General features: G+C 70.5%; 20 protein-coding genes, 4 tRNA genes, 1 CRISPR repeat array and 3 riboswitches (1 of these 28 only partly in view). Of the genes, 11 read left to right on the top strand and 13 right to left on the bottom strand.

Going from position 1 to position 26673, the window contains the following annotated elements; all coding sequences use genetic code 11:
- Nucleotides 1-2: 2 nt before the first annotated feature.
- From ACX1D0_RS08330 to ACX1D0_RS08310, 5 genes are read left to right on the top strand one after another with little or no spacing between them, the layout of a single operon-like run.
- On the top strand, nt 3-1478 hold the full coding sequence (locus ACX1D0_RS08330) for an ammonia-forming cytochrome c nitrite reductase subunit c552 (RefSeq protein ID WP_459017446.1): 1476 nt from the start codon (nt 3-5) through the stop codon (nt 1476-1478).
- Nucleotides 1468-2268 carry a tetratricopeptide repeat protein gene (locus tag ACX1D0_RS08325; RefSeq protein WP_459017445.1) on the top strand — a complete coding sequence of 267 codons (801 nt, stop codon included), beginning with the start codon at nt 1468-1470 and terminating at the stop codon, nt 2266-2268. The genes ACX1D0_RS08330 and ACX1D0_RS08325 overlap by 11 nt, the downstream gene beginning before the upstream one ends.
- Before the next feature lie 6 nt (nt 2269-2274).
- Nucleotides 2275-3681: a cytochrome c biogenesis ResB family protein gene (locus ACX1D0_RS08320; protein WP_459017444.1), complete on the top strand. Its 1407-nt coding sequence runs from the start codon at nt 2275-2277 to the stop codon at nt 3679-3681.
- Nucleotides 3665-4567, top strand: a complete 903-nt coding sequence (gene ccsB / locus ACX1D0_RS08315; protein WP_459017443.1) for a c-type cytochrome biogenesis protein CcsB — start codon at nt 3665-3667, stop codon at nt 4565-4567. Before ACX1D0_RS08320 ends, ccsB begins: the two co-directional genes overlap by 17 nt.
- Nucleotides 4568-4610: 43 nt before the next feature.
- Nucleotides 4611-5114, top strand: a complete 504-nt coding sequence (locus ACX1D0_RS08310) for a TlpA family protein disulfide reductase (protein ID WP_459017442.1) — start codon at nt 4611-4613, stop codon at nt 5112-5114.
- A 34-nt stretch (nt 5115-5148) separates the two neighbouring features.
- Here ACX1D0_RS08310 and ACX1D0_RS08305 read toward each other — a convergent pair.
- The 5 genes from ACX1D0_RS08305 to ACX1D0_RS08285 all read right to left on the bottom strand — a co-directional run bounded on the left by ACX1D0_RS08305 (nt 5149) and on the right by ACX1D0_RS08285 (nt 7989).
- Nucleotides 5149-5222, bottom strand: a tRNA-Phe gene (locus ACX1D0_RS08305).
- Nucleotides 5223-5250: 28 nt separating this feature from the next.
- Nucleotides 5251-5324: transfer RNA gene (locus ACX1D0_RS08300), tRNA-Asp, on the bottom strand.
- Between the two features lie 121 nt (nt 5325-5445).
- Nucleotides 5446-5518: transfer RNA gene (locus tag ACX1D0_RS08295), tRNA-Glu, on the bottom strand.
- Nucleotides 5519-5607: 89 nt separating this feature from the next.
- Complete coding sequence (locus tag ACX1D0_RS08290; protein ID WP_459017441.1) at nt 5608-6993, bottom strand: SH3 domain-containing protein; 1386 nt, start codon at nt 6991-6993, stop codon at nt 5608-5610.
- A gap of 348 nt (nt 6994-7341) precedes the next feature.
- Nucleotides 7342-7989: a hypothetical protein gene (locus ACX1D0_RS08285; RefSeq protein ID WP_459017440.1), complete on the bottom strand. Its 648-nt coding sequence runs from the start codon at nt 7987-7989 to the stop codon at nt 7342-7344.
- 41 nt (nt 7990-8030) lie between these two features.
- Here ACX1D0_RS08285 and ACX1D0_RS08280 point away from each other — a divergent pair.
- Nucleotides 8031-8103 (top strand) — tRNA-Lys (locus tag ACX1D0_RS08280).
- A gap of 21 nt (nt 8104-8124) precedes the next feature.
- Here the strand turns inward: ACX1D0_RS08280 and ACX1D0_RS08275 are convergent.
- Together ACX1D0_RS08275 and ACX1D0_RS08270 are read right to left on the bottom strand one after the other, a co-directional pair.
- A complete protein-coding gene (locus ACX1D0_RS08275) occupies nt 8125-9984 on the bottom strand; it encodes an amylosucrase (RefSeq protein WP_459017439.1) in 1860 nt (619 codons plus the stop codon).
- 16 nt (nt 9985-10000) lie between these two features.
- Nucleotides 10001-11485 carry a patatin-like phospholipase family protein gene (locus tag ACX1D0_RS08270; protein ID WP_459017438.1) on the bottom strand — a complete coding sequence of 495 codons (1485 nt, stop codon included), beginning with the start codon at nt 11483-11485 and terminating at the stop codon, nt 10001-10003.
- 84 nt (nt 11486-11569) lie between these two features.
- A riboswitch (cobalamin riboswitch) is annotated at nt 11570-11678 on the top strand.
- Between the two features lie 38 nt (nt 11679-11716).
- Here ACX1D0_RS08270 and cobN point away from each other — a divergent pair.
- Genes cobN through ACX1D0_RS08255 form a run of 3 tightly spaced genes read left to right on the top strand, consistent with a single transcriptional unit; the run spans nt 11717 to nt 16814 of the window.
- Nucleotides 11717-15328, top strand: a complete 3612-nt coding sequence (gene cobN, locus ACX1D0_RS08265) for a cobaltochelatase subunit CobN (protein ID WP_459017437.1) — start codon at nt 11717-11719, stop codon at nt 15326-15328.
- Nucleotides 15325-16089, top strand: a complete 765-nt coding sequence (gene cobF, locus ACX1D0_RS08260; protein WP_459017436.1) for a precorrin-6A synthase (deacetylating) — start codon at nt 15325-15327, stop codon at nt 16087-16089. The genes cobN and cobF overlap by 4 nt, the downstream gene beginning before the upstream one ends.
- The gene (locus tag ACX1D0_RS08255; protein ID WP_459017435.1) at nt 16086-16814 is read left to right on the top strand and encodes a cobalt-precorrin-6A reductase; all 729 of its coding nucleotides are present in this window, start codon (nt 16086-16088) and stop codon (nt 16812-16814) included. The genes cobF and ACX1D0_RS08255 overlap by 4 nt, the downstream gene beginning before the upstream one ends.
- Before the next feature lie 18 nt (nt 16815-16832).
- On the opposite strand, the gene cobO is transcribed toward ACX1D0_RS08255, so the two are convergent.
- Nucleotides 16833-17447, bottom strand: coding sequence for a cob(I)yrinic acid a,c-diamide adenosyltransferase (cobO, locus tag ACX1D0_RS08250; RefSeq protein WP_459017434.1), 615 nt, complete (start codon nt 17445-17447; stop codon nt 16833-16835).
- The gene (locus ACX1D0_RS08245; protein WP_459020423.1) at nt 17447-19426 is read right to left on the bottom strand and encodes a VWA domain-containing protein; all 1980 of its coding nucleotides are present in this window, start codon (nt 19424-19426) and stop codon (nt 17447-17449) included. The genes cobO and ACX1D0_RS08245 overlap by 1 nt, the downstream gene beginning before the upstream one ends.
- Nucleotides 19427-19512: 86 nt before the next feature.
- Nucleotides 19513-19659, bottom strand: a riboswitch (cobalamin riboswitch).
- A 48-nt stretch (nt 19660-19707) separates the two neighbouring features.
- On the opposite strand from ACX1D0_RS08245, the gene cbiE reads away from it, so the two are divergent.
- Nucleotides 19708-20922, top strand: a complete 1215-nt coding sequence (gene cbiE, locus ACX1D0_RS08240; protein ID WP_459017433.1) for a precorrin-6y C5,15-methyltransferase (decarboxylating) subunit CbiE — start codon at nt 19708-19710, stop codon at nt 20920-20922.
- On the opposite strand, the gene ACX1D0_RS08235 is transcribed toward cbiE, so the two are convergent.
- The 4 genes from ACX1D0_RS08235 to ACX1D0_RS08220 are packed head-to-tail and all read right to left on the bottom strand — an operon-like array spanning nt 20894 to nt 24685.
- Nucleotides 20894-21676 (bottom strand): cobalt-precorrin-4/precorrin-4 C(11)-methyltransferase, encoded by a 783-nt coding sequence (locus ACX1D0_RS08235; protein ID WP_459017432.1) that lies wholly within the window; start codon nt 21674-21676, stop codon nt 20894-20896. The two genes, cbiE and ACX1D0_RS08235, sit on opposite strands and share 29 nt — an antisense overlap.
- On the bottom strand, nt 21673-23178 hold the full coding sequence (locus tag ACX1D0_RS08230) for a precorrin-2 C(20)-methyltransferase (RefSeq protein WP_459017431.1): 1506 nt from the start codon (nt 23176-23178) through the stop codon (nt 21673-21675). Before ACX1D0_RS08230 ends, ACX1D0_RS08235 begins: the two co-directional genes overlap by 4 nt.
- The gene (locus tag ACX1D0_RS08225; protein WP_459017430.1) at nt 23175-23840 is read right to left on the bottom strand and encodes a precorrin-8X methylmutase; all 666 of its coding nucleotides are present in this window, start codon (nt 23838-23840) and stop codon (nt 23175-23177) included. The genes ACX1D0_RS08230 and ACX1D0_RS08225 overlap by 4 nt, the downstream gene beginning before the upstream one ends.
- Nucleotides 23837-24685 (bottom strand): ferredoxin-like domain-containing protein, encoded by an 849-nt coding sequence (locus ACX1D0_RS08220; protein WP_459017429.1) that lies wholly within the window; start codon nt 24683-24685, stop codon nt 23837-23839. Before ACX1D0_RS08220 ends, ACX1D0_RS08225 begins: the two co-directional genes overlap by 4 nt.
- A 57-nt stretch (nt 24686-24742) precedes the next feature.
- Nucleotides 24743-24935: riboswitch (cobalamin riboswitch) on the bottom strand.
- 89 nt (nt 24936-25024) lie between these two features.
- Between ACX1D0_RS08220 and ACX1D0_RS08215 the strand changes: the two genes are divergently transcribed.
- Nucleotides 25025-26383, top strand: coding sequence for a 13E12 repeat family protein (locus ACX1D0_RS08215; RefSeq protein WP_459017428.1), 1359 nt, complete (start codon nt 25025-25027; stop codon nt 26381-26383).
- 78 nt (nt 26384-26461) lie between these two features.
- A CRISPR array of direct repeats spans nt 26462-26673; the repeat unit is 29 nt; unit sequence CGGATGACCCCCGCTCGCGCGGGGACGAC; it runs 6893 nt beyond the window's last position.

Genomic DNA, 26673 nt, shown 5'->3' with positions numbered 1-26673 from the left:
ACATGACTACCACCGAAGAACCTCAGGCAACGCCGGAGAAGAGGAAGCGCAACCGCTGGATCGGGATCCTCATCGTGGCGATCGCGATCACCGCCGTCGTGACGGCGGGCATCACCGCGCTGCTGGCGAACGTCATCGAGCGGATGGAGGAGGCGAGCGACTCGTTCACGAAGGTGGTCGAACTGGACGACACGGTCGTGGACCCGGCCATCTGGGGCCAGAACTTCCCGGCCCAGTACCAGTCCTTCCTCAGGACGAAGGAGATGGAGGCCACCACGCACGCCGGCTCTGTGGCGGAGGAGCGTACCGTCACCGCCACGGACCCGCGGACCGTCGTGTCCACCAGCAGGCTGGAGGAGGATCCCCGGCTCAAGGACATGTGGGCCGGCTACCCGTTCTCGGTGGACTACCGGCACGCCCGCGGGCATGAGTACATGCTCGAGGACCAGCGCTACACACTGCGGGTCACCGAGTTCAACCAACCCGGCACCTGCATCAACTGTCATGCCTCCACCGTCGCACTCATGAACGAACTGGGTGACGGCGACCGCCAGGCAGGGTTCATGGAGATGAACCAGATGGCCTACACGGACGTCACCCAGCTCGTGGAGCATCCGGTGGCCTGCATCGACTGCCACGACCCCGAGACCATGGAGCTGCGGATCACCCGCCCGGCTTTCGAGACCGGCATCGCGGCGCTCAAGGCCAGCGAGGGTATCGAGGACTACGACGTCAATCGCGACGCCACCCGCCAGGAGATGCGGAGCTTCGTGTGCGGCCAGTGCCATGTGGAGTACTACTTCGAGAAGGAGTCCAAGGAGCTCATCTTCCCCTGGACCAAGGGCCTCGACATCGACCAGATCTGGGAGTACTACCAGGAGGACGGCCACAAGGACTTCGAGCACGCCACGACCGGCGCGAAGGTGGTCAAGGCGCAGCATCCGGAGTTCGACATCTTCTGGTCCAACTCGGTCCACGCGGCCAACGGTGTCAGCTGCGCGGACTGCCACATGCCCTACGAGGCCGAAGGCGCCCGCAAGGTCACCAGCCACCACATCCAGTCCCCGCTGCTGGCCGTCAACTCCTCCTGCATGACCTGTCATCACACCAGCGAGGAGGAGATGACCGAGCGCGTGGTCGGCATCCAGGACCAGTTCATCGGCACTCGCGACGTGGCCTTCGACTCGCTCGTGGCGCTGATCCGTGCACTGGAGACGGCGCAGACGGACGGGACTCCGGCGGAGGCCATCGAGCAGGCACGCGAGTTCCAGAACAAGGCCAGCTTCTACCTCGATTACGTCTACTCCGAGAACTCCTACGGGTTCCACGCGCCGGCCTACATCCAGCGGATCCTGGCGGACTCGCTCGACGCGTCGCGCAAGGGCCAGCTGGTCCTCACCGGCGTCGACGTCACCACATTGGAGCCCTCCGACATCAGTGCGGAGAACGAGCAGAAGTCCGAGGAACGTGGAGCCTGACACCAGCGCGCGGCCCGGGGCCCCCGACACGGTCGAGAGCCCCGCGGACGCGCACACCCAAGCCCTGCTGGACTTCCTCGCCATGGCCCCTGGGCCGCTGCGGGAGTGGGCCGACGCCCGCGCGGACGAGGCGCGGGCCCAGGCTGCGTCCTCGCAGGCCGCTCCCCCGTGGGTCGGGCCATTCGAGATCCACGACGCGGCAGACCTCGCCCTGGCCGAGCTGGGGGAGCACGACGACGAGCCCCGTCGCCGGCCCCTCGTCCATACGCCGGCGGACAAGCCGGCCGCCACGGTCGCGGCTGCCCCCAGGAAGTCCGGGATCCTCGTGCCGCTCCTGGGCGTGCTGCTCGTTGCGGCAGTGGTCTATGGCGTCTTCCGGATGGGTCTCCCGGCGGACACCGCAGCCCTCGCCACGACACAGGCCTCGCAGGCGACGGCCACCGACAGCGCCGCCCGCAGGGCCGAGCTGGAGGCCACGCTGGCAGAGAGTCCTGAGGATGTGGCCGCCAATCTCGAGCTCGGCGTCCTCACCTTCAACGACGGCGACGTCGAGCGGGCGGAGCAGCTCTGGACCACGGTCACCGAGGTGGACCCCAGCAACCCGCAGGCCTGGTTCAACCTCGGATTCGTCCACCTCTCGGAGGACCCGCCTGACGCCGAGGCGGCACGCGCCGACTGGCAGAAGGTCCTCGACGTGGCCCCCGACTCGGACCTGGCGGCCACCGTGCGCTCCCACCTGGACGCCTTGGCCGCCTCATCGGCCTCCCCATCCCCGTCCAGCGAGGAGTGAGGGGCCGTGCGCGAACTGTTCAGCTGGATCTACCGGCTCCTTCGATCCAAGCTTCTGGGGGTTCTGGTCATCCTGGCGATGGCCGTGCTGGCTCTGCTGGGCACCATGATCGTCCAGGCCCCGGCCGGCCTGGACGCGCTCGCCAGGGCCGACTGGCTGGAGTCCGTCCGGCCCCGCTACGGCGGATGGACGCCCGTCCTCGAGTTCCTCGGTCTATTCGGAATCTGGACCTCCCCGCTGTTCCTCGGCGTGACGATCCTGCTGGCGATGTCGATCATCGCCTGCACCGTCCACCGGCTTCCACAACTCTGGGAGCGCGCCACCCACCCGCGGACCCATGTGACGGAGAAGTTCTTCGACCATGCCCAGTACCGGGCCGAGATGACCTTGCCGCTGGGCCCGGAGCAGGCGGTCGCCCACGTCCGATCCGTGCTGGGCGGCCAGCGGTACCGCTTCCTGGCTGACGAACGGCTCACTGCGCCCGCCGTCGGCGTGTACGCCGACAGGTTCAGGTGGGGCCCCTTCGGCACGGCCATCGCCCACTCGGCGATGGTGGTGATCCTGGCTGCCTTCGGGGTCTCCGCGTTCACCGGCTTCGAGACCAACCTGGACATCGCCGTCGGCGAGAGCGTCGACGTGGGCCACGGCACCGGTCTCACGGTCACCGCCGAGTCCTTCATGGACTCCTACGACGACGCCGGCCGTCCCACGGACTACGTGAGCCACCTCGTCGTCACGCGCGACGGTGCGGTGCTCGACGCCCGCGACGTCCGGGTCAACTCTCCCCTGGTGGTGGAGGGCGCCGCGCTCCACCAGGCGTCCTTCGGTATCGCGGCTCGCCTCCGCATCGCCGACGACGCCGGCGCCACCCTGTTCGAGGGCTCCGTCCCGTTGAAGTGGCAGAGCAACGACGGGCGCTACGCCATCGGCAAGATCACGCCGGAGGGTACGGGCATGGAAGTCCTGGTGGTCACGCCCGCCTCCGGCGCCGTCGACGCGGCCATCACCGCCGGCAGCGCGGTCTTCGAGCTCTACGACGTGGCCAGCGGTGAGAGGGTGGACGTGCTGCCGGTTGAGCAGGGCGAGACCGCATCCGGGGCCGGGCTGCAGCTCACCTTCGAGCGCGAGCAGCGCTACACCGGCATCATCGCCCGCCAGGACCCGGGGGCGATCTGGATGTGGATCGGGTCCGCACTGCTGGTGCTGGGCATGACGATGACGTTCACGCTGCGCCACCGGCGCCTGTGGGTGCGCGCGGTGCCGCAGGGGGACCACACCATGCTGCGCATCGCCTCTGCCGAGAAGTTGGACACCACCTTCGAGCGGCACTTCCGTGCCCTCGTGGAGCAGATCGACGCGACCGCCCCGGCCGCCGACGCTGAGAAGGAGCCTGTTGATGCTCGAGTTCGCTGAATATCTCGTCACCGCCGCCACCGTCTTCGTCCTGCTGGGCCTGGTCAGTGGCATCGCGCTGGTCACGTCGCGTCGCCGAGATGCCGTGACCACGGTCAGCGCGCGCGCGAAGGTGAGTGTGGGTGGCGCCGAGTTGGCTCCCGCGCAGTCCGAGGCGCCCGTGCAGCCCGGAAGGGGCACCAGCCTGGGGTGGTACGCCACGGCGTTCCAGGTGATAGCGCTGCTGCTGCTGACGGCCTACATGGCGATCCGGATGAGTCTCACCGGGCACGGGCCTTTCGCGAACCAGCACGAGTTCGCTGTCGCCTTCACATGGGGGATCCTGCTGGTCAACCTGTTCTTCGGGCTGCGCTACCGGATCCGGATGCTGTCGCTGGTCGTGCTGCCCGTGGCTGCAGCCATGCTCGTCTACGCGCTGAGCCTGGACACCGGCGTCCGGCCCTTGATCCCCGCCCTGCAGAACAACCTGCTGCTGACCCTGCACGTCGGATTCGCCATCATCGCCTACGGCGCCGCCTGCGTCTCGTTCGGGGCCGCCGTGCTGTACCTGCTGCATCCGCACCTCACCCGGCTCCACCTGCCGCGCCAGGAGGTCCTCGACGACGTGGGCTACCGCGCCGCCGTCATCACCTTCCCCCTGCTCACCATCATGATCGTGCTGGGCTCGGTGTGGGCGAGCACCGCGTGGGGGCGCTACTGGGGCTGGGATCCCAAGGAGACGGCCGCCTTGGTGACCTGGTTGGTCTACGGCGCGTTCCTGCACGCCCGGGTGGTGCGGGACTGGCGTGGCACCAAGTCCTCCTGGCTGCTGGTGATCGGGTTCCTCACCATCCTGTTCGCCTACTTCGGCAACCACTTCTTCGGGGGTCTGCACTCCTATGCGTAGCGGACAGGCCCGCGGACGCCTCCTGGGCATCCTGGGGCTTGCTGTGCTTGTCGTGCTCGTGGTGGGTGCCATCTATCTCGTCAAGGGTGGGGCAGCCAGTGAGGCGGCCTCTACGGGGCAGACGGTGCCGCTCGAAGGGCCGGCCGTGGGTGCCCGGGCGCCGGGATTCACGGCGCTGGACATCGACGGGGTCCCCGTCTCGTTGGACGACTATGCCGGACGGCCCGTGTGGCTGCTTTTCCAGGCCACCTGGTGCTCGATCTGCCGTGCGGAGCTACCGGACGTCGAGGCGGCGTCGGACCGGATCGACGTGGTGGCCATCTACCTCCGCGAGGACCGGGACCTGGTCACGGACTACGCAGATCGCCTTGACCTCACGATCACCAGCGTCCCGGACCCCATCGGGGAGATCTCGCTGCGCTACCTTGCCTCGTCGGTGCCCACGCACTACTTCGTGAAGGCCGACGGCACTCTGGCAGCCGTCCGCAAGGGAGCGATGTCCCCGGGGGAGATCAATGAGGCTCTGGCGCTGCTGGGCGTGGGGTAGGACCGAAAAAACCCCGCCGGAGCGGGGCATTCGGTGGCCAGGGCCGGGATCGAACCGGCGACCTTTCACTTTTCAGGCGAACGCTGCTACCAGCTGAGCTACCTGGCCAGGTGGCCGGGCGTTTCCGCCGACCCAGCGACCCCGACGGGACTCGAACCCGCGACCTCCGCCGTGACAGGGCGGCGCGCTAACCAACTGCGCTACGGGGCCAATTTCTTGACCTGCTGGCCACGCCAGCCCGGTAACTATAGCGTGCCAGATTCCTGGAAGGGAAATCGGGCCAACACCTTGTCGTAACCGGTTCAGACCCCCTCCGGAGAGTGGGCATGAGCATCCCCAACGGGATTCGAACCCGTGCTGCCGCCGTGAAAGGGCGGAGTCCTAGGCCGCTAGACGATGGGGACCAGCACCGGACAGTCTAGGGACTTCGCCGGGGGGCGCGCAAACGGGCCGCGCCGACCCATCCGGGATCCGGATGGGTGGGGGAGAGTGCTCAGCCGTAGGTGTTGATGTGGACGTGGTTGTAGTGGTTGGCGTTGTCGCTGCCTCGATCGGCCATGGCGCGCCACCCTTCGCTGGAGCGTGCCACGGACCAGATCTTCTGCGCGAAGATGATGTAGTTGATGTTGTACTTGGCGGCGTTCGCCCGGTAGTACTCGGCGATCTCCCACCCCAGTGCCTGGTTGGCCGAGTAGCTGGGGATCATGACGTCGACGGCGCGGCCGGCGGGGTGGTCCGGCGTCACGTCGCGGCGCCAGCCGTACATGGTGGTGATCGCGGGGTAGCGGTTCCAGATGTCGCGGGTGATGGCCTGGACGTTGGCGTTGGTCAGGTCGAGGCCGCTGGAGTATCCGCGGTTCAGCGTGGTGCTGCTGCCGCCCGACGCGGTCCCGTCGGCCGGTTCCGTCGCCGAGAGGTAGCGCGCGGTCACCCAGCGCACGGCGCCGTTGACGACGGCCTGGGCCCGGCCGTTGGTCACCAGGCCGGTGACCTGGACCTCGCCGCCCTTGGGGATCTCGCCCACATAGGACGTTCCGCTGCTGGCGGTCCAGATGTTCAGCACCGTGGTGGCGTAACGCAGCGTGGTGGCGGGGACGGCGGGGGCGGTGGGTGCGGGCGTGGTGGCCGTGACTGCGGAGAGGTACGTGGCGTTCACCCACCGCACGGCCCCCTGGTGGATCACCTGGGCCATGCCGTTGGTGACCACGCCCGTGGTGTCCAGGATCGTGCCCCGGGGCACGTCGCCCAGATTGACGAACGCGGCGGTGCTGGTGGTGCGGATCATGAGCGCGGTGGTGGCCCGGCCCTTGCCGGTGACCGGAGGCAGTTCGGAGTATGCGGCCGACGCCGTGGCGGACAGGTAGCGGGAGGCTGCCCACAGCACCTTGCCGTTGTAGGACACCTGGGCGTAGGTGCCACTCACCGTGCCCGTGAGCGTGAGGGCCGTACCGCGCTGCACGACGACCGAGATGGAGTCCGACAGCGAAGGGCCGACGCGCAGGTTGAGGTTGCCGGTGGTGAAGACGCTGCCCGTCGCGGAGGTGGTGGTTCCGTTCGTCGTCTGCGACGACGGCGCGGCCGAGGCGGTGCCGCCGGTCAGATAGGCGCTCGCGACGTAGGCGGTCCGCCCCTGGTACGTGACCTTCGTCCACCCGTTGGCCGACCCGTCGCTCGGCAGGCTCTGGCCGCGCAGGAGCACGGCCAGGCGCGTGCTGGAGGTGGTGGGCGAGGTCCTGATGTTGACGTTGGCGGTGGCCGTCACCGACGCGATGTCGGCGTCGGCAGCCGGGCCGAGGGCGATCGTTCCGAGCCCTTGGACCAGGATCGCGATGCCCGCCGCGGCGGCGATGCCACGGAGGCCCTTGAATGCTGTCTTCACGTCTCTCCTCGTGCAGGTGTGCGGTGGAGACCGGACGTCCCGCTTCCCCGGGGCTGCGTAGCCCCCGACACGTCCGGCCGCTGCCTCGGACACTAAGAGCCCTTGTCGGAGGCGGACAATCGCCACTTGAGGGTTGCCTGAGAGAAGGCAAGGCGACACGCCGTGCGCGGGGTGAAAATTACAGCTGTGTCATTCGCGTGCCCGTGCGGCGGCTATATCGCCCTGACTAGGACGTTAATCAAGCAGCTGTGCCGGGGAGGTCAACTGAACGCTCGTTGAGAGAGTCTTGGGCGGCTCAGAATCAAGTGAGCTGAAGTCTGACTTGAGGTTCATGGTCGAGGTTGAGGTTCAGCCGAGGTCCAGGGGATCGACCCACGCGCGCCGCGCGGTGCTCGACCATGTGGCGGCGCGGCCGTAGACCTGCTCCGGCAGATAACCGGAGCGGAGGTCGTCCAGGGGAACCTGCGCGACGCCGAGCAGTTCGGCCAGACGCGCCCGGTCCCTGCCACCCGCAACGGCGCCCACCAGAGCCAGGCCCAGCGCTCGGCGGTTGGCGGCCAGCGTGCTCAGCACCTCAGGGTGGAAACCTGCGGCGACCAGGACCAACGGGGCCTCGGCGGAAGCGCGGGAGACCGGGCCCAGAAGTTCCCGCATGGAGCTCACCTCGCCGTCGATCACCAGGATCTGCGGGTCACGCCAGAGCGCGCCGTCGCGGTGGGTGGCGAAGTCGGGGTGGGCGTGGCCGAAGCCGAACCCCTCGCCGGCGTGTCCGAGGTGCGCGGGCCCCGCGCCGGCCGAGGGGGCGCGCATGGCGTCCACCTCGTCCTGCGTGATGTAGTGCGGGACGTTGCGGTCCACCTCGTCGAGGCCCCGTCGCGGTGCGGCCTCATCGGCCCCCGTGGCGCGCCGCCGCGCGCCTCTGTCCGCGAGGACCGCCGCGCCCAGCAGGGCGCCCCCGACGAGGAGGGCGACGACGAACCAGGACCACGCGGGCATGGGCCCCAGCCTGCCACGCCCTGGACCGCTACACTGCTGTGGCCCCTATAGCTCAGCAGGTAGAGCAGTGGACTTTTAATCCATGGGTCGCGGGTTCGAGCCCCGCTGGGGGCACCGCCGCAGGCCGCAGACCCGTCAGCGCGTGAACCAGTGCACCGCGTAGGGACGCAGCGTCATGGTCCAGGGCGTCAGGTCCCACTCCACGCCGTCGAGCAGCTCCCGGGCGGTCTCGCCCAGGGTCTCGCTCACGCACGCCATGGGCACCGTGATCTCCGCCGGCGACATGTTGTAGACCTGCACCATGGGGCCGACGGGGTGGTCCCGCTTGATGGCCAGGACCCGGGGGTCTCCGGTTTCGAGGAACTGGCCCTCCCGCGCGGCGTGCAGGTGCGGGGTCACGCGCCGGACGCCCAGCACGTGACGCAGCCACGCGTTGACGCGGGCCGCGGGCGAGGAGGGGTTGTCTCCCAGCGCCGCCACGGCGTCCCAGTCCATCACCGGACGGTGGACCCAGCGATTGTCATCGGCGTGGGCAGGGTCCCGGGCGAAGTCGTGGTCGTTGAGGGTGGCCACCTCGTCACCCATGTAGAGCAGCGGCACGCCGCCCCACCCGCAGATGACCGCGTGCAGCAGGTTGATCCTGGCGACGGCGAGCTCGATCCGGTAGGCGTTGCCGGAGTCGATGGCCTTCTCGAGCCCAGCCAGTGAGGCCAGGGACCCGGAGATCCGCCGGTCCCCTGTGGTCTCGTTGGCCTGGAACACCAGCCCCTTCGCGAACGAGTCCGGGTGTTCGCCGGAGTAGAAATCGCTGAGGAACTTGCGGTGCGCGAAGCCGTTGAGGCCCGCCGTCGCGGCGTCCACGTCGTCGATGGCCCAGCCGATGTCGTCGTGGCATCGGATGTAGGTGCCCCACGTGGCCGTGGACGGCTTCGGCGGGAACCCGCCCAGCGCGCGGCGCATCAGGGTGGTGTCGTGCGTGGCGAGCGTCGACCACAGCTGTGCCATCAGCGAGTTGTGGTAGGCGATGTCGGAGACCTTGCCGTAGTGCTCGCCCTCGCCGAAGTACGCGATGAGATCCTTGGGGCCGACGATGGCTTCTGCCTTGAACGCCACCGCGGGGGCCGCGATGCGCACGGCCGCGCGCATCGCCTGCGAGACGGCGTGCACCGGGGGCTGGTTCTGGCAGTTGGTGCCCATCACCTTCCAGATGAACGCGATGGCGTCCAGCCGGAGCACCTCGACGCCCCGGTTGGCCAGGTCCAGGATGATGTCCAGGTACTCGACGAACACGTCCGGGTTGGCCCAGTTGACGTCCCACTGGTAGTCGTTGAACGTGGTCCAGACCCAGCCGGCCAGGTCGTCGTCCCAGGTGAAGTTGCCGGGCGCGAAGTCCGGGAACACCTCCGGGAGCGTCTGCTCATAGCGGTCCGGCATGGTCCGGTCCGGGAAGACCATGAAGTAGTTGCGGTACTTCTCATCCCCGGCGCGCGCCCGCACCGCCCATTCGTGCTCACGTGCCACGTGGTTGAGCACGAGGTCCACCACCAGCGAGATGCCGTTGCGCCGGAGGTTTCCGGTGAGTTCCTCCAGATCCTCCATGGTGCCGAGATCCGGGCGGACCGTGCGGTAGTCCGCCACCGCGTATCCGCCGTCGTTCGCGCCCTCACGTGGCTGCAGGAGCGGCATGAGGTGCAGGTAGGTCACGCCCAGGTCCTGCAGGTAGTCGAGATGGTCCGTGATGCCGCGGAGAGTGCCGGCGAACCGCTCCGTGTAGGCCACGTAGCCCACCTGGGTGGGCAGCTGGAGCCAGTCAGGACGCAGGAGGCGGGCCTCGTCGAGTTCGCGCAGCTCGTCGCTGCGTGCGTCGAACTTGGCCCGCACGAGGTCGCGGACCCTGTCGGTGACCTCCCACGAACGCTCGCCGTACACGCTCTCCAGGGCTGAGATCAGATCTGCCCCGTAGCGCTCCCACCTGAGGTCGAAGGTTGTCTTCACGGGCTCAGCCTAGTGGTCAGGCCTGGGGCGTGAGGGGCATCCAGGGGGGTTGCATGCTCGGGGGCACGGGGTGCCGCTCCCATGTCGTCCACCACGAGTCGGCGCCGTCCGGCAGTGGTGTGCCGTGGGTGCTGCGCACGGCGTCCCGCAACTCCACCTTGGCGCTGCGCAGGCCAAGGAAATCCCTGCGCGCGGGCTCGGGGTTGCTCAGCAGCTGCTCCTCGAGCCGCAGGATCCTCATCCGCAGGGCCGTGATGCGCCTGTGCAGGGTCTCCGCCGACTCGCCGAGCCCGAGGTGGCGCTCGGCGGCGCGCAGCCAGCCGTAGTCACGGTTGATGGCGATCAGCCCCGGGTGCACCGTCATGGAGTCATGCACGCCGAGCTCGGGGTGGATGACGATGGCGCCGGCCGAGTGGGCGTAGGCCAGCTCGTCGCGGCCGGCCTCGTCGATGAGGATCTCCGTGGCGCGCATCACCACCGAGAACATGTCCGCATCCACCATGCTGGGACGTCTGGGCACTCCGCTGGCCTGCGACGAGATGACGTAGTTGCGGGCGGCGCCCAGCTGGCCGATGGTCAACTCCGCGGGAAGGTTCTCGCGGGCGCCGCCGTCGACATAGGTCTCGTCGCCCAGGGGAACCGGCCGGAACACGGCGGGAATGGCACAGGAGGCCAACACCCCCACGGCCAGGTTGTGCGCGGTGTCGTCGACAGGATCGTTCCGGCGGTCGACGAGGGTGCCGGCCTCCGTCATGAACCGCAGCTCGCCGGATTCCAGTGACACCATCGCGATCCTCAGCGTCACCCCGGACGCGGCGACACGGCCTGGGTCGAACGTGTCCGGGTCCAGGAGATGGGCGAGCATGGGGCCGGGCCGGAACATCGAGCGGGAACGGTCCATGCCCTGCCAGATGGTGCTCAGGCCGGTGCCAATCCGCGGTAGGCGGCCCAGATGCGAGGCGATGCCCGACAGTACGGTCAGGGACCAGTCCGAGCGGACGTCCTCGTCGGGGGTGAGCGCCAACTCGAGCGGATCAGGCGGTGGCGCCGGCTCGGCCGGGCTGGACGGGCTCCCGGGCGAGTAGCGCAGGAAAGGCAGGAGCGCCGCGCGTGGCCGGGAGGTACGGGCCGGCGCCTCCCTGATGGGCGTGACCACCTCGAGCCACCCCGGTGCCTCCGCCTGCAACCGCTCGAACCAAGGTCGCGGGGTGAACATGTCGGCCGGCCCCGTCATGGCCATCCAGATCTCGGTCAACCGGTTCAGGTAGCGCTGCTGTCCGTCCCTGGTGGGGTCCTGGGCCAGCGCGGAGGCCACGATGGCGCCGGCGGAGGCGCCGACGAAGATGCTGGGTGAGAAGGCCTCGTCGTGCCGGTACAGGTAGTCGAGCGCGCCCAACTGGAAGCCCGCGCGTGATCCGCCCCCCGAGAGCGTGCAGGAGACCACCTCCGGGCGGGGACTCTGCCCGAAGAGAGGAAGTCCGAACCAACCCTTGACAGCCATCCCACCAAGCCTACTCAGCACGCGGGTCGATCATCGGCCGCGGTGGGGTGCGGGTTCGCCTGTCCTGCCGCTGAGAATGTCGCTAGGCTCATCGCAGCTTGTGGGCGAGGAACCCGGTGTGACTCCGGGGCGGTTCCGCCACTGTGATGTCGTTGATCGACCAGCCAGACACTGTCCACAGGTGCATCCGACCGATCTACGGGGCGAGAACCCCGAGGAGGAAACCCGCGAATGGCTGATTCACCCGCGCACATCGCGCTGCTGTCCACGTCCGATACGGACCTGTTGTCCGCCCGCGCCAGCGGCTCGAGATACACGTGGGCCAATCCCGGACGGGCGGCCGACGACACGCTGGCCCGCCTCGTCGCCGACGCGGACCTCGTGGTCGTCCGGCTCCTCGGCTCCCCTCAGGACCTCTGGCCGGGAATCACCCACGCACGGGCCTCCGGTACCCCGCTGGTGATCCTCGGCGGTGAGCATCAGCCGAGCCCTGAACTGATGGAGCTGTCGACGGTGCCGATGAGGGTCGCGGCCGAGGCGCACCGCTACCTGGCCGAGGGCGGCCCGGCGAATCTGGCCGAACTCCACGCCTTCCTCTCCGACACCATCCTGCTTACCGGCCTCGGATTCGAGCCCCCCAGCGTGATCGCCGCGTGGGGCTACGCCGAACGGCCCGCCGGCGATCCGGCACTTCCGCGCATCGGCATCCTCTATTACCGGGCCCACGAGGCGAGCGGTAACAACGCTTTCGCGCATGCGCTGGCCGACGCCGTCGATGACACCCGTGAAGCGGTCGGCGTCCCGATCTACGCGGGGTCGCTGCGCTCGGCCCCTGACGCCCTCTACGAGGCACTCGGCACCTTGGACGCGCTCGTGGTCACCGTGCTGGCCGCCGGTGGATCCGTCCCCGCCACCGCAGGGGCCGGCGGAGAGGACGAGTCCTGGGACGTCGCCCGGATGGCCGCACTGGACATCCCGGTGCTACAGGGTCTGTGTCTCACCGCGGCGCGCGCCGATTGGGAGGCCTCGGCCGAGGGCGCGACGCCGCTCGACTCGGCCAACCAGATCGCGATCCCCGAGTTCGACGGGCGCATCATCACCGCACCGTTCTCGTTCAAGGAGATCGACGAGCAGGGCCTTCCTGCCTACGTCGCTGACCCCGAGCGCACCGCCCGGGTGGCACGGATCGCCGTCAACCACGCCCGGCTCCGCCGCATCCCTAACGCGCGTAAGCGCGTGGCCCTGGTGCTGTCGGCCTATCCGACCAAACACTCCCGCATCGGCAACGCGGTGGGGCTCGACACCCCGGTCTCCGCGATCCGTCTGCTGCGCCTCCTCCGCGCCGAAGGCTACGACCTGGGTCCGGCCGACGACACCGCCGACTTCCCGATCCACCACCTGCTGGACCTGGGCGACGACACCGCGGCCGGGGACGCGCTCATCCACGCCCTTATCGCCGCCGGTGGGCAGGACGAGGAGTGGCTCACATCCGCGCAGCTGACCGAGGCGCACGTCCGCATCTCGTCCGCCCAGTACGACGCCTGGACCGCGCATCTGCCCGCCGACCTGCGCGCCGCCATGGTGGCCTCCTGGGGGGAGTCGCCCGGCACTCTGTTCGTCAACGAGGCCGGGGAACTGGTGCTGGCGACACTCCAGGCGGGCAACGTCATCGTCCTCATCCAGCCACCGCGGGGCTTCGGTGAGAACCCCGTGGCGATCTACCACGACCCGGATCTGCCGCCCAGCCACCACTACCTCGCCGCGTACCGCTGGCTCGAGCACGGCTTCTCGGCCGACGCGGTGGTCCACCTGGGCAAGCACGGCTCGATGGAGTGGCTCCCCGGGAAGAACGCCGCCCTATCGGCCTCCTGCGGACCCGATGCCGCGATCGGCGACCTGCCCCTGATCTACCCGTTCCTCGTCAACGACCCGGGGGAGGGTGCCCAGGCCAAGCGCCGAGCGCACGCGACGATCGTCGACCACCTCATCCCGCCGATGGCCCGGGCGGAGACTTATGGCGACATCGCCCGGCTCGAGCAGCTCCTCGACGAGCACGCCAACATCGCCGCCATGGACCCCGCGAAGCTCCCCGCGATCCGCGGCGAGATCTGGCAGCTGATGCGCTCGGCGGAGATGCACCGCGACCTGGGCCTCGACGAGCAGCCGCATGACGACGACTTCGATGACTTCCTGCTCCACGTCGACGGCTGGCTCTGCGAGATCAAGGACGCCCAGATCCGCGACGGTCTCCACATCCTGGGTGCCGCCCCCACGGGTGAGGCCCGCGTCAATCTCGTCCTGGCGATCCTGCGCGCGACGCAGGTCTGGGGAGGCGTGGGCGACGCCGTCCCTGGTCTGCGGGCCGCGTTGGGCCTCACCGAGGGAGCAGACCTGGCGGCCGTCGACCTGGCCGAGTCCCAGGCGCGGGATCTCATCCACCGGGCGGAGGCGGCGGGCTGGGACCCGTCCGCCGTCTCGACGCTCCACGAGGACGCCGAAGTCGGGCGCGTCCTCAGGTTCGCCGCGGAGCAGGTCGTCCCGCGGCTGGCGGCCACGACGGACGAGCTCAGCGCCGTCGTGCATGCGCTCGCTGGTGGCTTCGTCCCCGCCGGCCCCTCAGGCTCGCCGCTGCGCGGGCTCGTGAACGTGCTGCCCACCGGGCGCAATTTCTACACCGTGGATCCGCGGGCGGTGCCGAGCCGCCTGGCGTGGCAGACAGGACAGGCGATGGCCGACTCCCTGCTCCAGCGCCACCTCGATGAGGCCGGCACCTACCCGGCGTCGGTCGGGCTCTCGGTATGGGGCACCAGCGCCATGCGCACGTCCGGCGACGACGTCGCCGAAGTCCTCGCCCTGCTCGGCGTCCGGCCGGAGTGGGACGAGGCGTCGCGGCGGGTGTCGCGGCTGACGGTGGTACCGCTCGAGGAGTTGGGCCGCCCCCGCATCGACGTGACGCTTCGGATCTCAGGTTTCTTTCGCGATGCGTTCCCGCACGTGGTCGCGATGCTCGACGACGCCGTCGGCATGGTCGCCGGCCTTGACGAGCCCGACGAGATGAATTTCGTGCTGGCTCACGCCCGCGCCGATCTCGCGGTGCACGGCGACCACCGCCGGGCGACCACCCGCATCTTCGGCTCGAAGCCCGGCTCCTACGGCGCCGGCATCCTGCAGGTGATCGAGTCCGGTACCTGGCGCAACGACGCGGACCTCGCCGAGGTGTACACGGCCTGGGGTGGCTTCGCCTACGGCCGCGGTCTCGACGGGTCCCCGGCTGCCGAGGACATGCGAACCAACTACCGACGTATCGCGGTGGCGGCGAAGAACATCGACTCCGCCGAGCATGACATCGCGGATTCCGACGACTACTTCCAGTACCACGGCGGGATGGTGGCCACCGTTCGGGCGCTGGCCGGGACGGCGCCGAAGGCGTACGTCGGGGACTCCACCTCACCGGATTCCGTACGCACCCGTACTCTCGCCGAGGAGACGGCGCGCGTATTCAGGGCCCGGGTCGTGAATCCTCGATGGATCGCGGCGATGCAGCGTCATGGCTACAAGGGGGCCTTCGAACTCGCCGCGACCGTCGACTACCTGTTCGGCTTCGACGCGACGGCGGGTGTGGTGCATGACTGGATGTACGACCGGTTGGCCCACGCGTACGTCCTCGACGACGCCACGCAGGAATTCCTGCGCAGGTCGAACCCCTGGGCCCTGCGTGGGATCATCGAGCGGTTGCATGAGGCCGCGGAGCGCGGGCTGTGGGCGGAGCCCGATGCCGATACCCTCGCGGCCATGCGTGACATCTACCTCGAGGTCGAGGGCGAGTTGGAGGACGACACATGAGGGGACCGGTGAGGGTGCGGATCCTCGGCATCGGCATGGGTGCGCACCACGTGACGCCGGAGGTGTCGCGGGCTCTGGCTGAGTCCGACTACGTGCTCGCAGCCAGGAAGCGCGATGACGACGGACTGTTGGCGGCCCGCCGGGCCATCGCCGCCGCCCACGGCGTCGAGGTGGTCGAGGTGCCCGACCCCGAGCGCGACCGCGACGCTCCTGCGGACTATCCGGCCGCGGTCAGAGCCTGGCACGCGGCCCGGGTCACCGCCTACGAGGAGATCCTGCGTGCCCGGGGTGGCACCGCGGCCTTCCTGGTCTGGGGTGACCCGGGCCTCTACGACTCGACCATCCGCATCGTCGAGGGGATCGCCGCGAGGCTCCCGCTGAACTACGACGTGCTGCCGGGGATCAGCGCTCCGCAGGCGCTGGCGGCCCGGCACCGGATGGTCCTCCACCCCGTCGCAGACCCGGTGCACGTCACGACGGCGCGCCGGCTGCGCCAGGACATCGCGGCCGGCCAGACGAACCTCGTCGTCATGCTGGGTGGGGTGCCCGCCCTCGAGGGCCTCGACGACTGGTCGATCTGGTGGGGGGCGAACCTCGGCGCCGACTCCGAGGAACTGATGGCCGGCCGGGTGGCGGAGGTCAGCCACGACCTGCCTGCCGCGCGGGAGCGTGCCCGGGCTCGCGCCGGCTGGGTCATGGACATCGCACTCCTGCGTGCCCCCGGTGGGTCCCCGCCACCGCTGGAGGGCGGTGCCGGATGAGGCTGCTCATCCTCGGCGGCACCAGCGAGGCGCGCCGGCTGGCCGCGCGGCTGGTCGAGGTACCGGGCGTCGACGTCACCACTTCCCTGGCCGGCCGCGTCGCGGCCCCGCGACTGCCGCCGGGGCGCGTTCGGACGGGAGGTTTCGGTGGTGTGGAGGGCCTCCGTGCCGAGCTGGTGGCCTACGACGTCGTCGTCGACGCCACCCACCCCTTTGCGCTGGGGATGACCGCGAACGCGGTCGAGGCGTGCCGCGCCGACGGTGTGCCGCTGCTCAGGCTGGAGCGGCCGGGCTGGCCGCCCGACCCGGCCTGGCGCTGCGTGGACGACCACGAAACGGCGGCCGATGCCGCCGCCCGGGCAGGTGCCCGGCCATTCCTCACGGTCGGACGGCAGGAACTTGCGCGCTACGTGCCGGCGCTGGGCGACCTTCCGGTGCTGGCCCGCGTGGTGGATGCCCCCGACGTCCCGGTGCCCCAGTCCTGGGAGGTCCTGCGGAGTCGCGGCCCGTACCCGCTCGACGACGAGCGGGCGCTCATGCGCCGCCACCGCACCGATGTCCTCGTCACGAAGGACTCAGGGGGCACCTACACCCGGGCGAAGCTGGAAGCGGCCGCGGAACTGGGTGTGAGGGTGGTGATGGTGCGGCGGCCACCGGGCCCCCAGGGCGTGCCCACGGTGGTGGATGTCGACGCGGTGCTGGCCTGGTTGCTGCGGAGGATGTGAGCGGGGCGACCGGCCGGCTCACCACTCGATGCCGCGCTGCCCCTTCTGTCCCGCGTCCATCGGGTGCTTCACCTTGGTCATCTCGGTGACCAGGTCCGCCATCTCGACCAGACGCGCATCGGCGCCGCGACCTGTGATGATCACGTGCTGCGTCCCGGGGCGGAGGGCCAAGGTGGTGACCACGTCCTCGACGTCGACCCATCCCCACGTCATGGGGTAGGTGAACTCGTCCAGGATGACCATGTCGTGCGCCTGGTCGGCGAGCCTGCGCTTGACCTCCAGCCATCCCTCGCGGGCGGCGGCCCGATGGTCGTCCACGTCACCCTGCTTACGGGTCCACGACCAGCCGGCGCCCATCTTGTGCCATTCCACAGGACCCCCCTCGCCTGTCTCGTCATGGAGCCGCCCGAGGCGTTCCAGGACGGTCTGCTCACCGATGCGCCACTTGGCGGACTTGACGAACTGGAAGACGCCGATGCGCCAGCCCTGGTTCCACCCACGCAGCGCGAGGCCGAAGGCCGCCGTGGACTTGCCCTTGCCCTCGCCGGTGTGGACGATGAGAAGTGGCTGGGTACGGCGCTGGCGTGTGGTGAGTCCGTCGTCGGGGACGGACAGCGGTTGGCCTTGGGGCATCAGGCGGCTCTTCTCGTGTGGGTGTGGACCGTGGACGTGAGGGCGTCCGCGGTGACCTCGGCCACGGGGACGTGTCGGGCGCCGAGTCGATCGGCGAGGCGCGCGGCGAGGCCGAGCCGCAGCGGGCCGCTCTCGCCGTCGATGACGACGCTCATCACGCCGAGCCCCGCGAGGTGCGCGGCAGCCAACTCGGAGCGGGCCAGCGCGTCGGCGCCCCCGGTGGCGCGCCCGTCGGTGACGACGATGAGGAGAGGGCGCAGTCGCGGGTCGCGACGGCGTTCACGTGTCAGCACCGCTGCCGCCTCGAGGAGCCCCTCGGCCAGCGGCGTGCGGCCGCCGGCGGCGAGATCGTCAAGGCGGGCCGCCGCCACGTCGACGGAGTGCGTCGGCGGCAGGACCAGATCCGCCTGCCGGCCCCGGAAGCTGATGAGCCCCACCTTGTCCCGCCGCCTGTAGGCGTCGAGCAACAGCGAGAGGATCGCCGTCTTGACCTGCCCCATCCGCTTTCGGGCTGCCATGGACCCGGAGGCGTCGACGCAGAAGAGGATGAGATTGGCCTCGCGGCCCTCCCGCACCGCGGTGCGGGCATCCTCCGGCTGCAGCAGCACCCGCCCCTGACGGTCCCGCTCCGGCGCACGCTCGGCGGCGGCCAGCAGGGTTTGGACGAGGTGCAGACCGCCGACGGCGCCCACTGCGCGGCTCGCCCCGATCCGACGGCCGGTCTCGCTGATGGCGCGGCTGCGGCGACCGGCCGCCCCGTGACCGATTCCCTGCACGATGAAGGCCTTCGGCCGGTAGGGGTCCCCGCTGGAAACCCGGCTCTCGGAGGCCGCGTCCGATGCCGGACCTGCGGCCGCCGTATCCGGGCCCTCGCCGTCGAGCGGCGGGCTGCCCTCCGCGGAGCGGTCCGCCGCCGAGTCGGTGCCGGTGGGGTCCTGCGGATCAGGGCTCTCGTCGGTGGGATCCCCCGGCGGGGAGGCGTCGTCGCGGGTCGGATCATCGTCCGGCGGAGGAAGGTCGCGCCCGAGGAGGTCGTCGAGGAGCTGCTCGTCGAGCCCGGGCGCGTCGAACGGGTTGCGCCGCCGCCGGTGCGGCAGGGCCAGGAGAGCAGCCCGGCGGATATCGGCCCGCGTCACTTCCGTGCGGCCCTCCCAGGCGGCATGCGCCACGGCGGTGCGGGCCGTGACGAGGTCGGCGCGCAACCCGTCGACCTCGAAGGCCGAGCAGATCTCGGCGATCTTCAGCAGGGCGGCGTCGGGCAGCCGAACCGAGACGACCCTGGCGCGCGACGCCTCGATCCGGCGGGTGAGCGCCTCCTCCGCGGGCCGGTACCTCTCGGCGAAGCCGATCGGGTCCCCGTCGAAGGCCATCCGCCGCCGTACGACCTCCGCCCGCAACCCGGGGTCCCGGGGGGCCGCAACTTCCACGGTGAGGCCGAAGCGGTCCAGGAGCTGCGGACGCAGTTCGCCCTCCTCGGGGTTCATGGTTCCGATCAGCACGAAGCGCGCCAGGTGCTCCACGGAGACGCTGTCACGCTCCACGCTCACCCGCCCCATCGCGGCCGCGTCCAGCAGCAGGTCGACGAGGTGATCGTGCAGGAGGTTCACCTCGTCGACGTACAGCAGACCCCGGTGGGCGCGGGCGAGCAGGCCGGGCTCGTATTCGACGCGTCCGTGGGACAGCGCCCGCTCCAGGTGCAGCGAGCCGAGCACGCGGTCCTCCGTCGCCCCGACAGGAAGTTCCACGAGACGCACGGGCCGGTCCACGGTCTCGGCCCCGGGCCCGAAGGGGCCGTCAGGGGAGGTCGCCGCGGGGTCCGCCGGATCAACCGAGAACCGGTCCGCGGCGTAGACCCTCACGTGCGGGAGGACGGCGGTCAGCGCCCGCACCGTGGTCGATTTGGCGGTCCCCTTCTCGCCGCGGATGAGGACCCCGCCGATTTCGGGGGAGATGGTGGACAGGACCAGCGCCAGGCCCATGTCGTCCATCGCGTCGGTCTCGCAGCCGAGAACGGCAGGGAAAGGAAAGTGCACCGGCATGTGAGGCTCCCGCTCGTGTCGCCATGGTCATGGTCGGGCGCGAGGCCGGTCTTCGGACTTGCCTGGTCCTTCGCTCACGCGAAGGCCGGGCTCACCGCAGCGGGCCTGTGCCGGACTCTCACCGGCTTCCCAGATTCTCCCCGTCGCCTGCGCCACCGTGTCCGATGGTTGAGCCTTCCGGGGCACCTCGTGCCTATGCCCACATGATAACGTCCTTTGTCGTGTCCGACAGAAGCCCCGCGGCGGCTGGCCGCGCCACCGGCCGGGTGATCGTCGTCGGCGTCGCGGCCGACGGCGTTCACGCGGTCAGCGAGGAGCTCGCCGGATCCGGAACCCTCGTCGTCGGCGCGGCGCGGCACCTGGAGCTTCTGCCCCCGGTCCCCGGGCAGGTGCGGCTCCGCCTGCCCTCCCCGCTGCGGGCCGGCCTGGCCGAGATCGTCACCGCTCACCCCGACACCACGGTGGTGGTGCTGGCATCCGGCGACCCGCTGGTCTCGGGGATCGGCTCGGTGCTCATCGACATCCTCGGCCCGGACGGCGTCGAGATCCGCCCAGCTGTCTCATCGGTGGCGCTGGCCCGGGCCGCCATGCGCTGGCCGGCGGAGTCCCATGGCCTTGTCAGCGTGGTGGGGCGTGACGTGTCTCTCGTGCTGCGGGACCTGGCGCCCGGCCGACGCCTGCTGGTGCTGTCCTCAGACGACGTCACCCCGCGGCTGCTCGGGGCGCTCCTCGTCGAGGCCGGATACGGCTCGTCGCGCCTGACGGTGCTGGGGAATCTCGGCGGAGACGAGAGTCGGCTCGACCTCGACGCCTTCGCCGCGGCCGAAGGCGCGGAGTTCCCGCGGCTGAACATCGTCGCGATCCAGTGCGTCGGTGAGTTGATCGCCGGGTGGACGGCGGGTGTGCCCGACAGCCTGTTGGCGGGGGTGGGGCCCCCCCTCCCGCGCGATGTCCGGGCGTCGGCCCTGGCGCTGTTGGGGCCGGTCCCCGGCGGGCGGCTGTGGGACATCGGCCGAGGCGCGGGTCCCGTGGCGGTCGAGTGGCTCCGCGCGCATCCCACCTGCCTGGCCACGGCGGTCGTGCCCGATGCGGCGGCATCCGGGCCGATCGGCGACCTCGCTGCGCGGCTCGGCGTCCCCAGGCTGCCGGTCGCGGTCGGGACGGCGCCGTCGGCCCTGGCTGGGCTGACCGTGCCGGACGCGGTGCATCTCGGCCCCGGCGCGGCCGCGTCCCGGCTCGCTGCCGCGTGTCTGGGTGCCCTTCGGCCCGGCGGCCGGCTCGTCGCCCATGCCGTCGGGAAGGGGGACGCGGCGCGGCTGGTAGAGCTGCAGCACCGCTTCGGGGGACAGCTCACCAGGATCGGTTGCGAGGTGCGGACGCCCTCTGGGTGGGTGCCTGGCTACGCGGTCACGCGATGGGCGCTGACGATCGCCTGACCACAGGCGGTCTGCGGCGCGCGCGGTCCGGGTCGTACAGGTAGGATTCGCCGCCCGGACTCGGGTCCAGGGCCGGCCCGACCAGGATCACGGCCGCCTGCCGGAGCCCTGCGCCCTCGACGGCATCCGCGATGGTCCCGACCGTCGCGGTGAGAATCTGCTGCTCCTGCTGACTGGCCCGGTAGACGACGACGGCGGGGCAGCCGGCGCCGTACTCGGGCTCGATCTCCGTCATGAGACTCCGCACCCTCGTGATGGCCAGGTGGAGCACGAGGGTGGCGCGGGTGGCGGCGAACGCGGCGAGCGATTCGGTCGCGGGCATCAGTGTCGAGCGGGCCTGGGCGCGGGTGAGGACCACCGACTGCGCCAGCATCGGTACCGTCAGCTCCCGCCCGATCGCGGCGGCCGCCGCGGCGTAGGCGGGAACACCGGGGGTGACGTCCCAGGGGACCCCGACGGCGTCGAGACGTCGCGTCTGCTCCGCGAGCGCGGAATACAGCGACGGATCACCGGAGGTGAGCCTGACCGCGACCCGGCCCGCTCGGTGCGCGGCCACGAGGCGGTCGGTGATCTCATCCAGGTCGAGGTGCTGCGTGTCCACGAGAGCCGCAGCCGCGCCCGCGTGTGACAGCACATCGGGATCCAGATAGGTGCCCGGATAAAGCACGACATCTGCGCCGGCGAGCAGGCGCGTGGCCCGTACGGTCAGCAGGTCCCCCGCCCCGGGACCGGCCCCGACGAAGTGGACGGTCACCGCACGAACCTCGGGGTCCACACGCCGGCGGGCCCCACGCGGGTTCCCGAGGCGCCCACGATGACGAGGCACTTCATATCGATCGACGCCGGATCCAGCTCGCCGAGCGTCGTGACCGTGAGGGATTCCTCCCGACGCCCGACGTCGCGCCCCACCACCACGACGGTGTCGCGGGCCCGGTGCTCGAGCAGAATGCGGCGCGCCTCGGTGATCTGGGTGCTTCGGGCCCGCGAGGCGGGGTTGTAGATGGCCAGGACCAGGTCGGCGTCGGCGATCGCGCGCAGGCGACGCTCCACGACTGTCCAGGGCTTGAGCCGGTCGGACAGGCTGACCACGGCGAAGTCGGCGCCGATCGGTGCGCCGGCGCGGGCGGCCACGGCCTGCACCGCGCTGACGCCGGGGAGGACGCGGATCCGCACGTCGGCGTACAGCGGATCCTCGGCCGCCTCGAACACGGCAGCGGCCATGCCGAAGATGCCGGCATCGCCCCCCGACACCACCGCGACCCGCTCGCCCGCGCGCGCGAGGTCGAGGGCCAGCCGGGCCCGCTCGACCTCGACGGTGTTGCCCGACGCGTGCCGCGTCAGACCCACCCGGTGCGGTACCCGGTCCACGTAGGGTCCGTAGCCGACGACATGGTCCACGTCGCTCAACGCCGTGACCGCCTCGCCCGTCATCCAGTCCTCCGGCCCAGGTCCCAGCCCGACGACGAGGACCTCACCGGTCTGCGAGGTGGTCAGGGCCGGTGCCGTCGGCTCGTCGCCGTCGCGGGACCGGGTGCCGTTGCGTGAGTCGCCCGTCACGACGATGAGCGAGAAGTAGGGCACCTCGTCAGCCTTCACCTCGCTCACGGGCATCCAGCGCTCCTCGCTCATCGACGCGCGCTCGACGTACACGGACTCCTTGAGCCGGCCCGAGGCCTCCAGCGCGCGGCGGACCGCCGGAAAGGTGCGGCCCAACTTCATGATGATCGCTCCGTCCGTGTCGGCGAGGCGCCGGGCGAGTTCCTGCTCGGGGAGGGTTCCCGGGAGCACGGTCAGTACGTCGGTCTGGCGCACCAGGGGGCTGCGGACCGCCGCGGTCGCGGCGGCGAACGCCGGCACGCCGGGAACGATTTCCGTGTCGAAGTCCACGGCGAGCCGGTCCTGCATGTACATGCAGGACCCGTAGAGCAGCGGATCACCCTCGGCGAGCAGCACGACATCGCGCCCTGCCTGGAGATGTCCGGCGAGCCGTGCCGCGGAGTCCGCGTAGAAGGCGGCCATGGCGCCCGCGTAACCGCCCGGGTGGTCCGTCTTCCCCGTAGTCAGCGGGTAGGTCAGCTGCTCCTCCACAACATCCGACCGGAAGAGTCCGCTGGCGGTGCGACGGGCGTTCGACTGGCGGCCCACGCCGGCGTGGTAGGCCACCACGTCGGCGCCCTGGATGAGGCGGGCCGCCTTGAGCGTGATGAGGTCGGGGTCGCCGGGGCCGACGCCGACACCGTAGAACCGCCCCCTCATTCCTGCTCCAGTGCCAAGGCGTTGAGCGCCGACGAGGTCATGGCCGACCCGCCCCGTCGTCCCAGGACCGTGAGATAGGGGATATCGATGCCGTAGCGGTCATGAAGATCGATCAACTCCTGCTTGGACTCCGCTGCGCCGATGAAACCGACGGGGCAGCCGAGGATCGCGGCGGGCCGGGGGGCGCCGTCGATGATCATCTCGAGCAGGTGGAACAGCGCGGTCGGGGCGTTGCCGATCGCGACGACAGCACCGTCGAGCAGCGGCTCCCACAGAGACACCGCCGCCGCGGTACGGGTCGTTCCCCAGGCCTCGGCGAGGCCAGCGACGCGGTCGTCGTTGAGGAAGCACAGCACCTCGTTGTCGCGGGGCAGCCGACGGCGGGTGACCCCTGTGGCCACCATGGTGGCGTCGCAGAGGATCGGTGCTCCCGCCTCGAGAGCCCCTCGGGCGGCCGCGACGAGCCGCGGATGGATCACCAGGTCGCCCACGAGATCGACCTGACCGCTGCCGTGGATCATCCGCACGGCCACCTTCTCGGCGTCCGGGGGAACTGCGGCGAGGTCGGCCGCGAGGCGGATGGCGGCGAAGGAGTTGACATAGATGTCCCGGCCTTCGCCGATGTAGTCGTAGTGCCTGGTCGGCCGGGTGGGGTGCATCATGCTGATTCTCCTCGGGGGACGAGCACACCCCGCCAGGGCGTGACGATGACTTCAGGCGCGCCGTCGGCCAGCGCGGCGATCTCGGTGCGTTCGAGCCCGTTCTCCGGGACGGGAACATGCCGGCCCCCGGGTACCTCGCCGTACGGGAGCGGCGCGGCGGGGGTGGGCAGCCTCGGATCCGGCGGGGCCGGGGCGACGAGGGGGACGGCCAGTTCGGTCACGTGCCAGGGCGCGGTGGGCCCGGAGCCACGCGACGAGAGGAACCGTAGGGCGAGTGCGACGAGGTTCTCGGGTGCCGCGGCGATGGGCACCACCTGACCCCAGTCACCGCCGACGCGGAGTTGTCCCGTGTCGTGGTCCAAGGCGACGAGAGCGAGGTCGGAGCGATGCTCCACGAGGTCGCCCCGGCCGTCGTCGAGTACCACGAGGAACCGGCCAGGCAGGTCCGCCAGGCGCGGTGTGGCCTGCAGGAGAGAGTCGAAGGCTGCTGAGACCGGACGCAGGTCCGCCCGCCCCCCAGCCAGTCCGCTCTGCGGCGAGACCATCACATTGCGGACACGTTCGTGTGAGCGGCTGGGCAGTAGGCCGGTTTCCTCGAGGGCGGCCAGTGCCTCCGCGTCGAGGGAGCCGGCGGCACCGGGGAAGGCACGCACCTGCAGGTTCGCGCGCCCGGTGACGCGCACGCGCCCATCACCGAACCGTTCGGCCACCGCAGCGAGGGCGACCAGGGACCGGGTGGCCACGCGGCCCCCGATGAGACGCAGACGCACCAGGAGGCCGTCGTCGGCGGGCCACGGACGCAGCGCGCCGGGGCACCGGTCTCGTCGGTCGCGGAGAAGTGTCATGGGAACGAGGCCCTTCGGTCCTGGGCCCGTGCGCGGGGCCCCACTGAGACCTGGCGGCGGTTGCCGCTAGGGCCAGCAGGTCTTCGGACTCGGGATCGTTCGGACCGGTGCGCCTTCCCGGGTATCACCCCAGTGGCTGCCATCTCTGGCGTGCTCCGACCGTCACCCTCACCGCTGCGCGTCAGTCCCGGAATCGCACCGGGTTCCCTGACTCCGGGATGTGGAGTACGACTGGCGATGCTCACCCTACCTCTCGGTGCGGAGAATCTCACCAAGAACTTCGCCACATGTCGCACAGGTGAGCGAAAACTGTCAGTGGTGGTCCGTAGTGTTGTGGTCATGGAGGACACGGCGCGGGAGGTTGCGGAGCAGTTACGCTCCGTCGACGAGCTGCGCCGCTTCGCCGAAGCCCAGACCCTCACCCTCCTCTGTGACCTGGCAGACCACTACGAGGTGGGCTACGACCAGGTGGTGGAGGTGCTGGCCGAACGCAGGATCGCCGTCGGGGGTGTCGGCACCCCGGCGGTATCGGAGTTCATCGCGTTGGAGTTGGCCGGGGTGTTGCGCTGCACTCCCACCGCCGCAGCGTCGAAGCTGGCCGATGCCCTGAACCTGAAGCATCGCCACCCCGGCCTGTTCCAGGCGGTGCAGGAGGCGCGGGTCGAACCGTCCCGCGCGTGCAGGGCCGCCTCGATGTGTGTGGACCTTCCCGCCGAGGCGGCAGACGCCGTCACCGACCTGTGGGTGGGCAGGCAGGTGAGGTTGGGTTGGACAGCCGCATTCAACCTGTTGAAGAAGATGATCATCGAGGCGGACCCGGCGGTGGCCGCGGAGCGCGAGCGTCGGCAGCGGGCCAGCCGTGGGGTGCATGTCTGGGGCCTGTTCGACGGGGTGATGAACCTGACCGGCCGCCTTGATGTGATCGACGCCCGCTACCTCGACGCGGCGGTGGATCGGATCGCGGACCTGCTCGCCACCGAGCACCCCGACACGTCGAAGACCATCCTGCGCGCCAAGGCGCTGGGGGTGCTGGCGAACCCGGCCTACGCGCTGGCGCTGCTGCAACAAGCCGCCCAGCCCGCACTCCTCGAGAGTGTGTCGGCGGCGCTGGACGGTGGCGTGCCTGCCGCGCCCGCCGCCGCAGTCCATGGTGGGCAGCGGCACGACCCGCACTGCCTCGGCGCACTGTGCGGCACCATCACCACCCCGCTGGCGAAACTGCGACCCAGGCTGGAGTTGGCGGTGCACATCCACACCGACGCCGCCGGCCAGCTCACCGGGCCGGCCCGGATCGACCGCGCCGGGCACATCACCACCGCGCTGCTGGCCGAACTGCTGCCCGGGTTGCAGGTCTCGGTGCAGCCGGTGATCGACCTTGCGGAGGTCCCCGCCGAGGACGGCTACACGCCGTCGGTGGGGTTGAAGAAGGCGCTGATGCTGACCATGGATCACGAGATGTTCCCCTACTCGAAGCGGCGGGCTGCCGGTCTGGACCTGGATCACACCCAGCCGTTCGCGCCCGGCTGCCGCGGCCAGACTCGGATCGGGAACCTCGCCCCCCTCAGCCGCAGAGTCCATCGGGCGAAAACCGCGCGCGCCTGGCGAGTGGATCAACCCAGACCCGGCCAGTTCTACTGGTTCAGTCCTCTCGGTTACCGCTACGAGGTCACCCCCAGCGGCACCCGCATGCTCGACTGAAGGTCGAGTTGCGCTTGGACGTCACGACACGACCCTTCGAGACGGCCCCGAAAAGCTGCCGAAGCAGCGGATGCAGCCGGGATGACCCCCGCTCGCGCGGGGACGACCCCGGCTCCGCGGCGCAGGCAGACCCACCCCGCGGATGACCCCCGCTCGCGCGGGGACGACGCGTGTGACCTCACCGATCGCCGAGGCGTAGTCGGATGACCCCCGCTCGCGCGGGGACGACCCCAGCAGTAGCGCCGACATAAAGCCCTGCATCGGATGACCCCCGCTCGCGCGGGGACGAC

This window comes from Tessaracoccus pujii (assembly GCF_054483895.1).
This window is presented reverse-complemented; position numbering and strand designations above follow the sequence as displayed.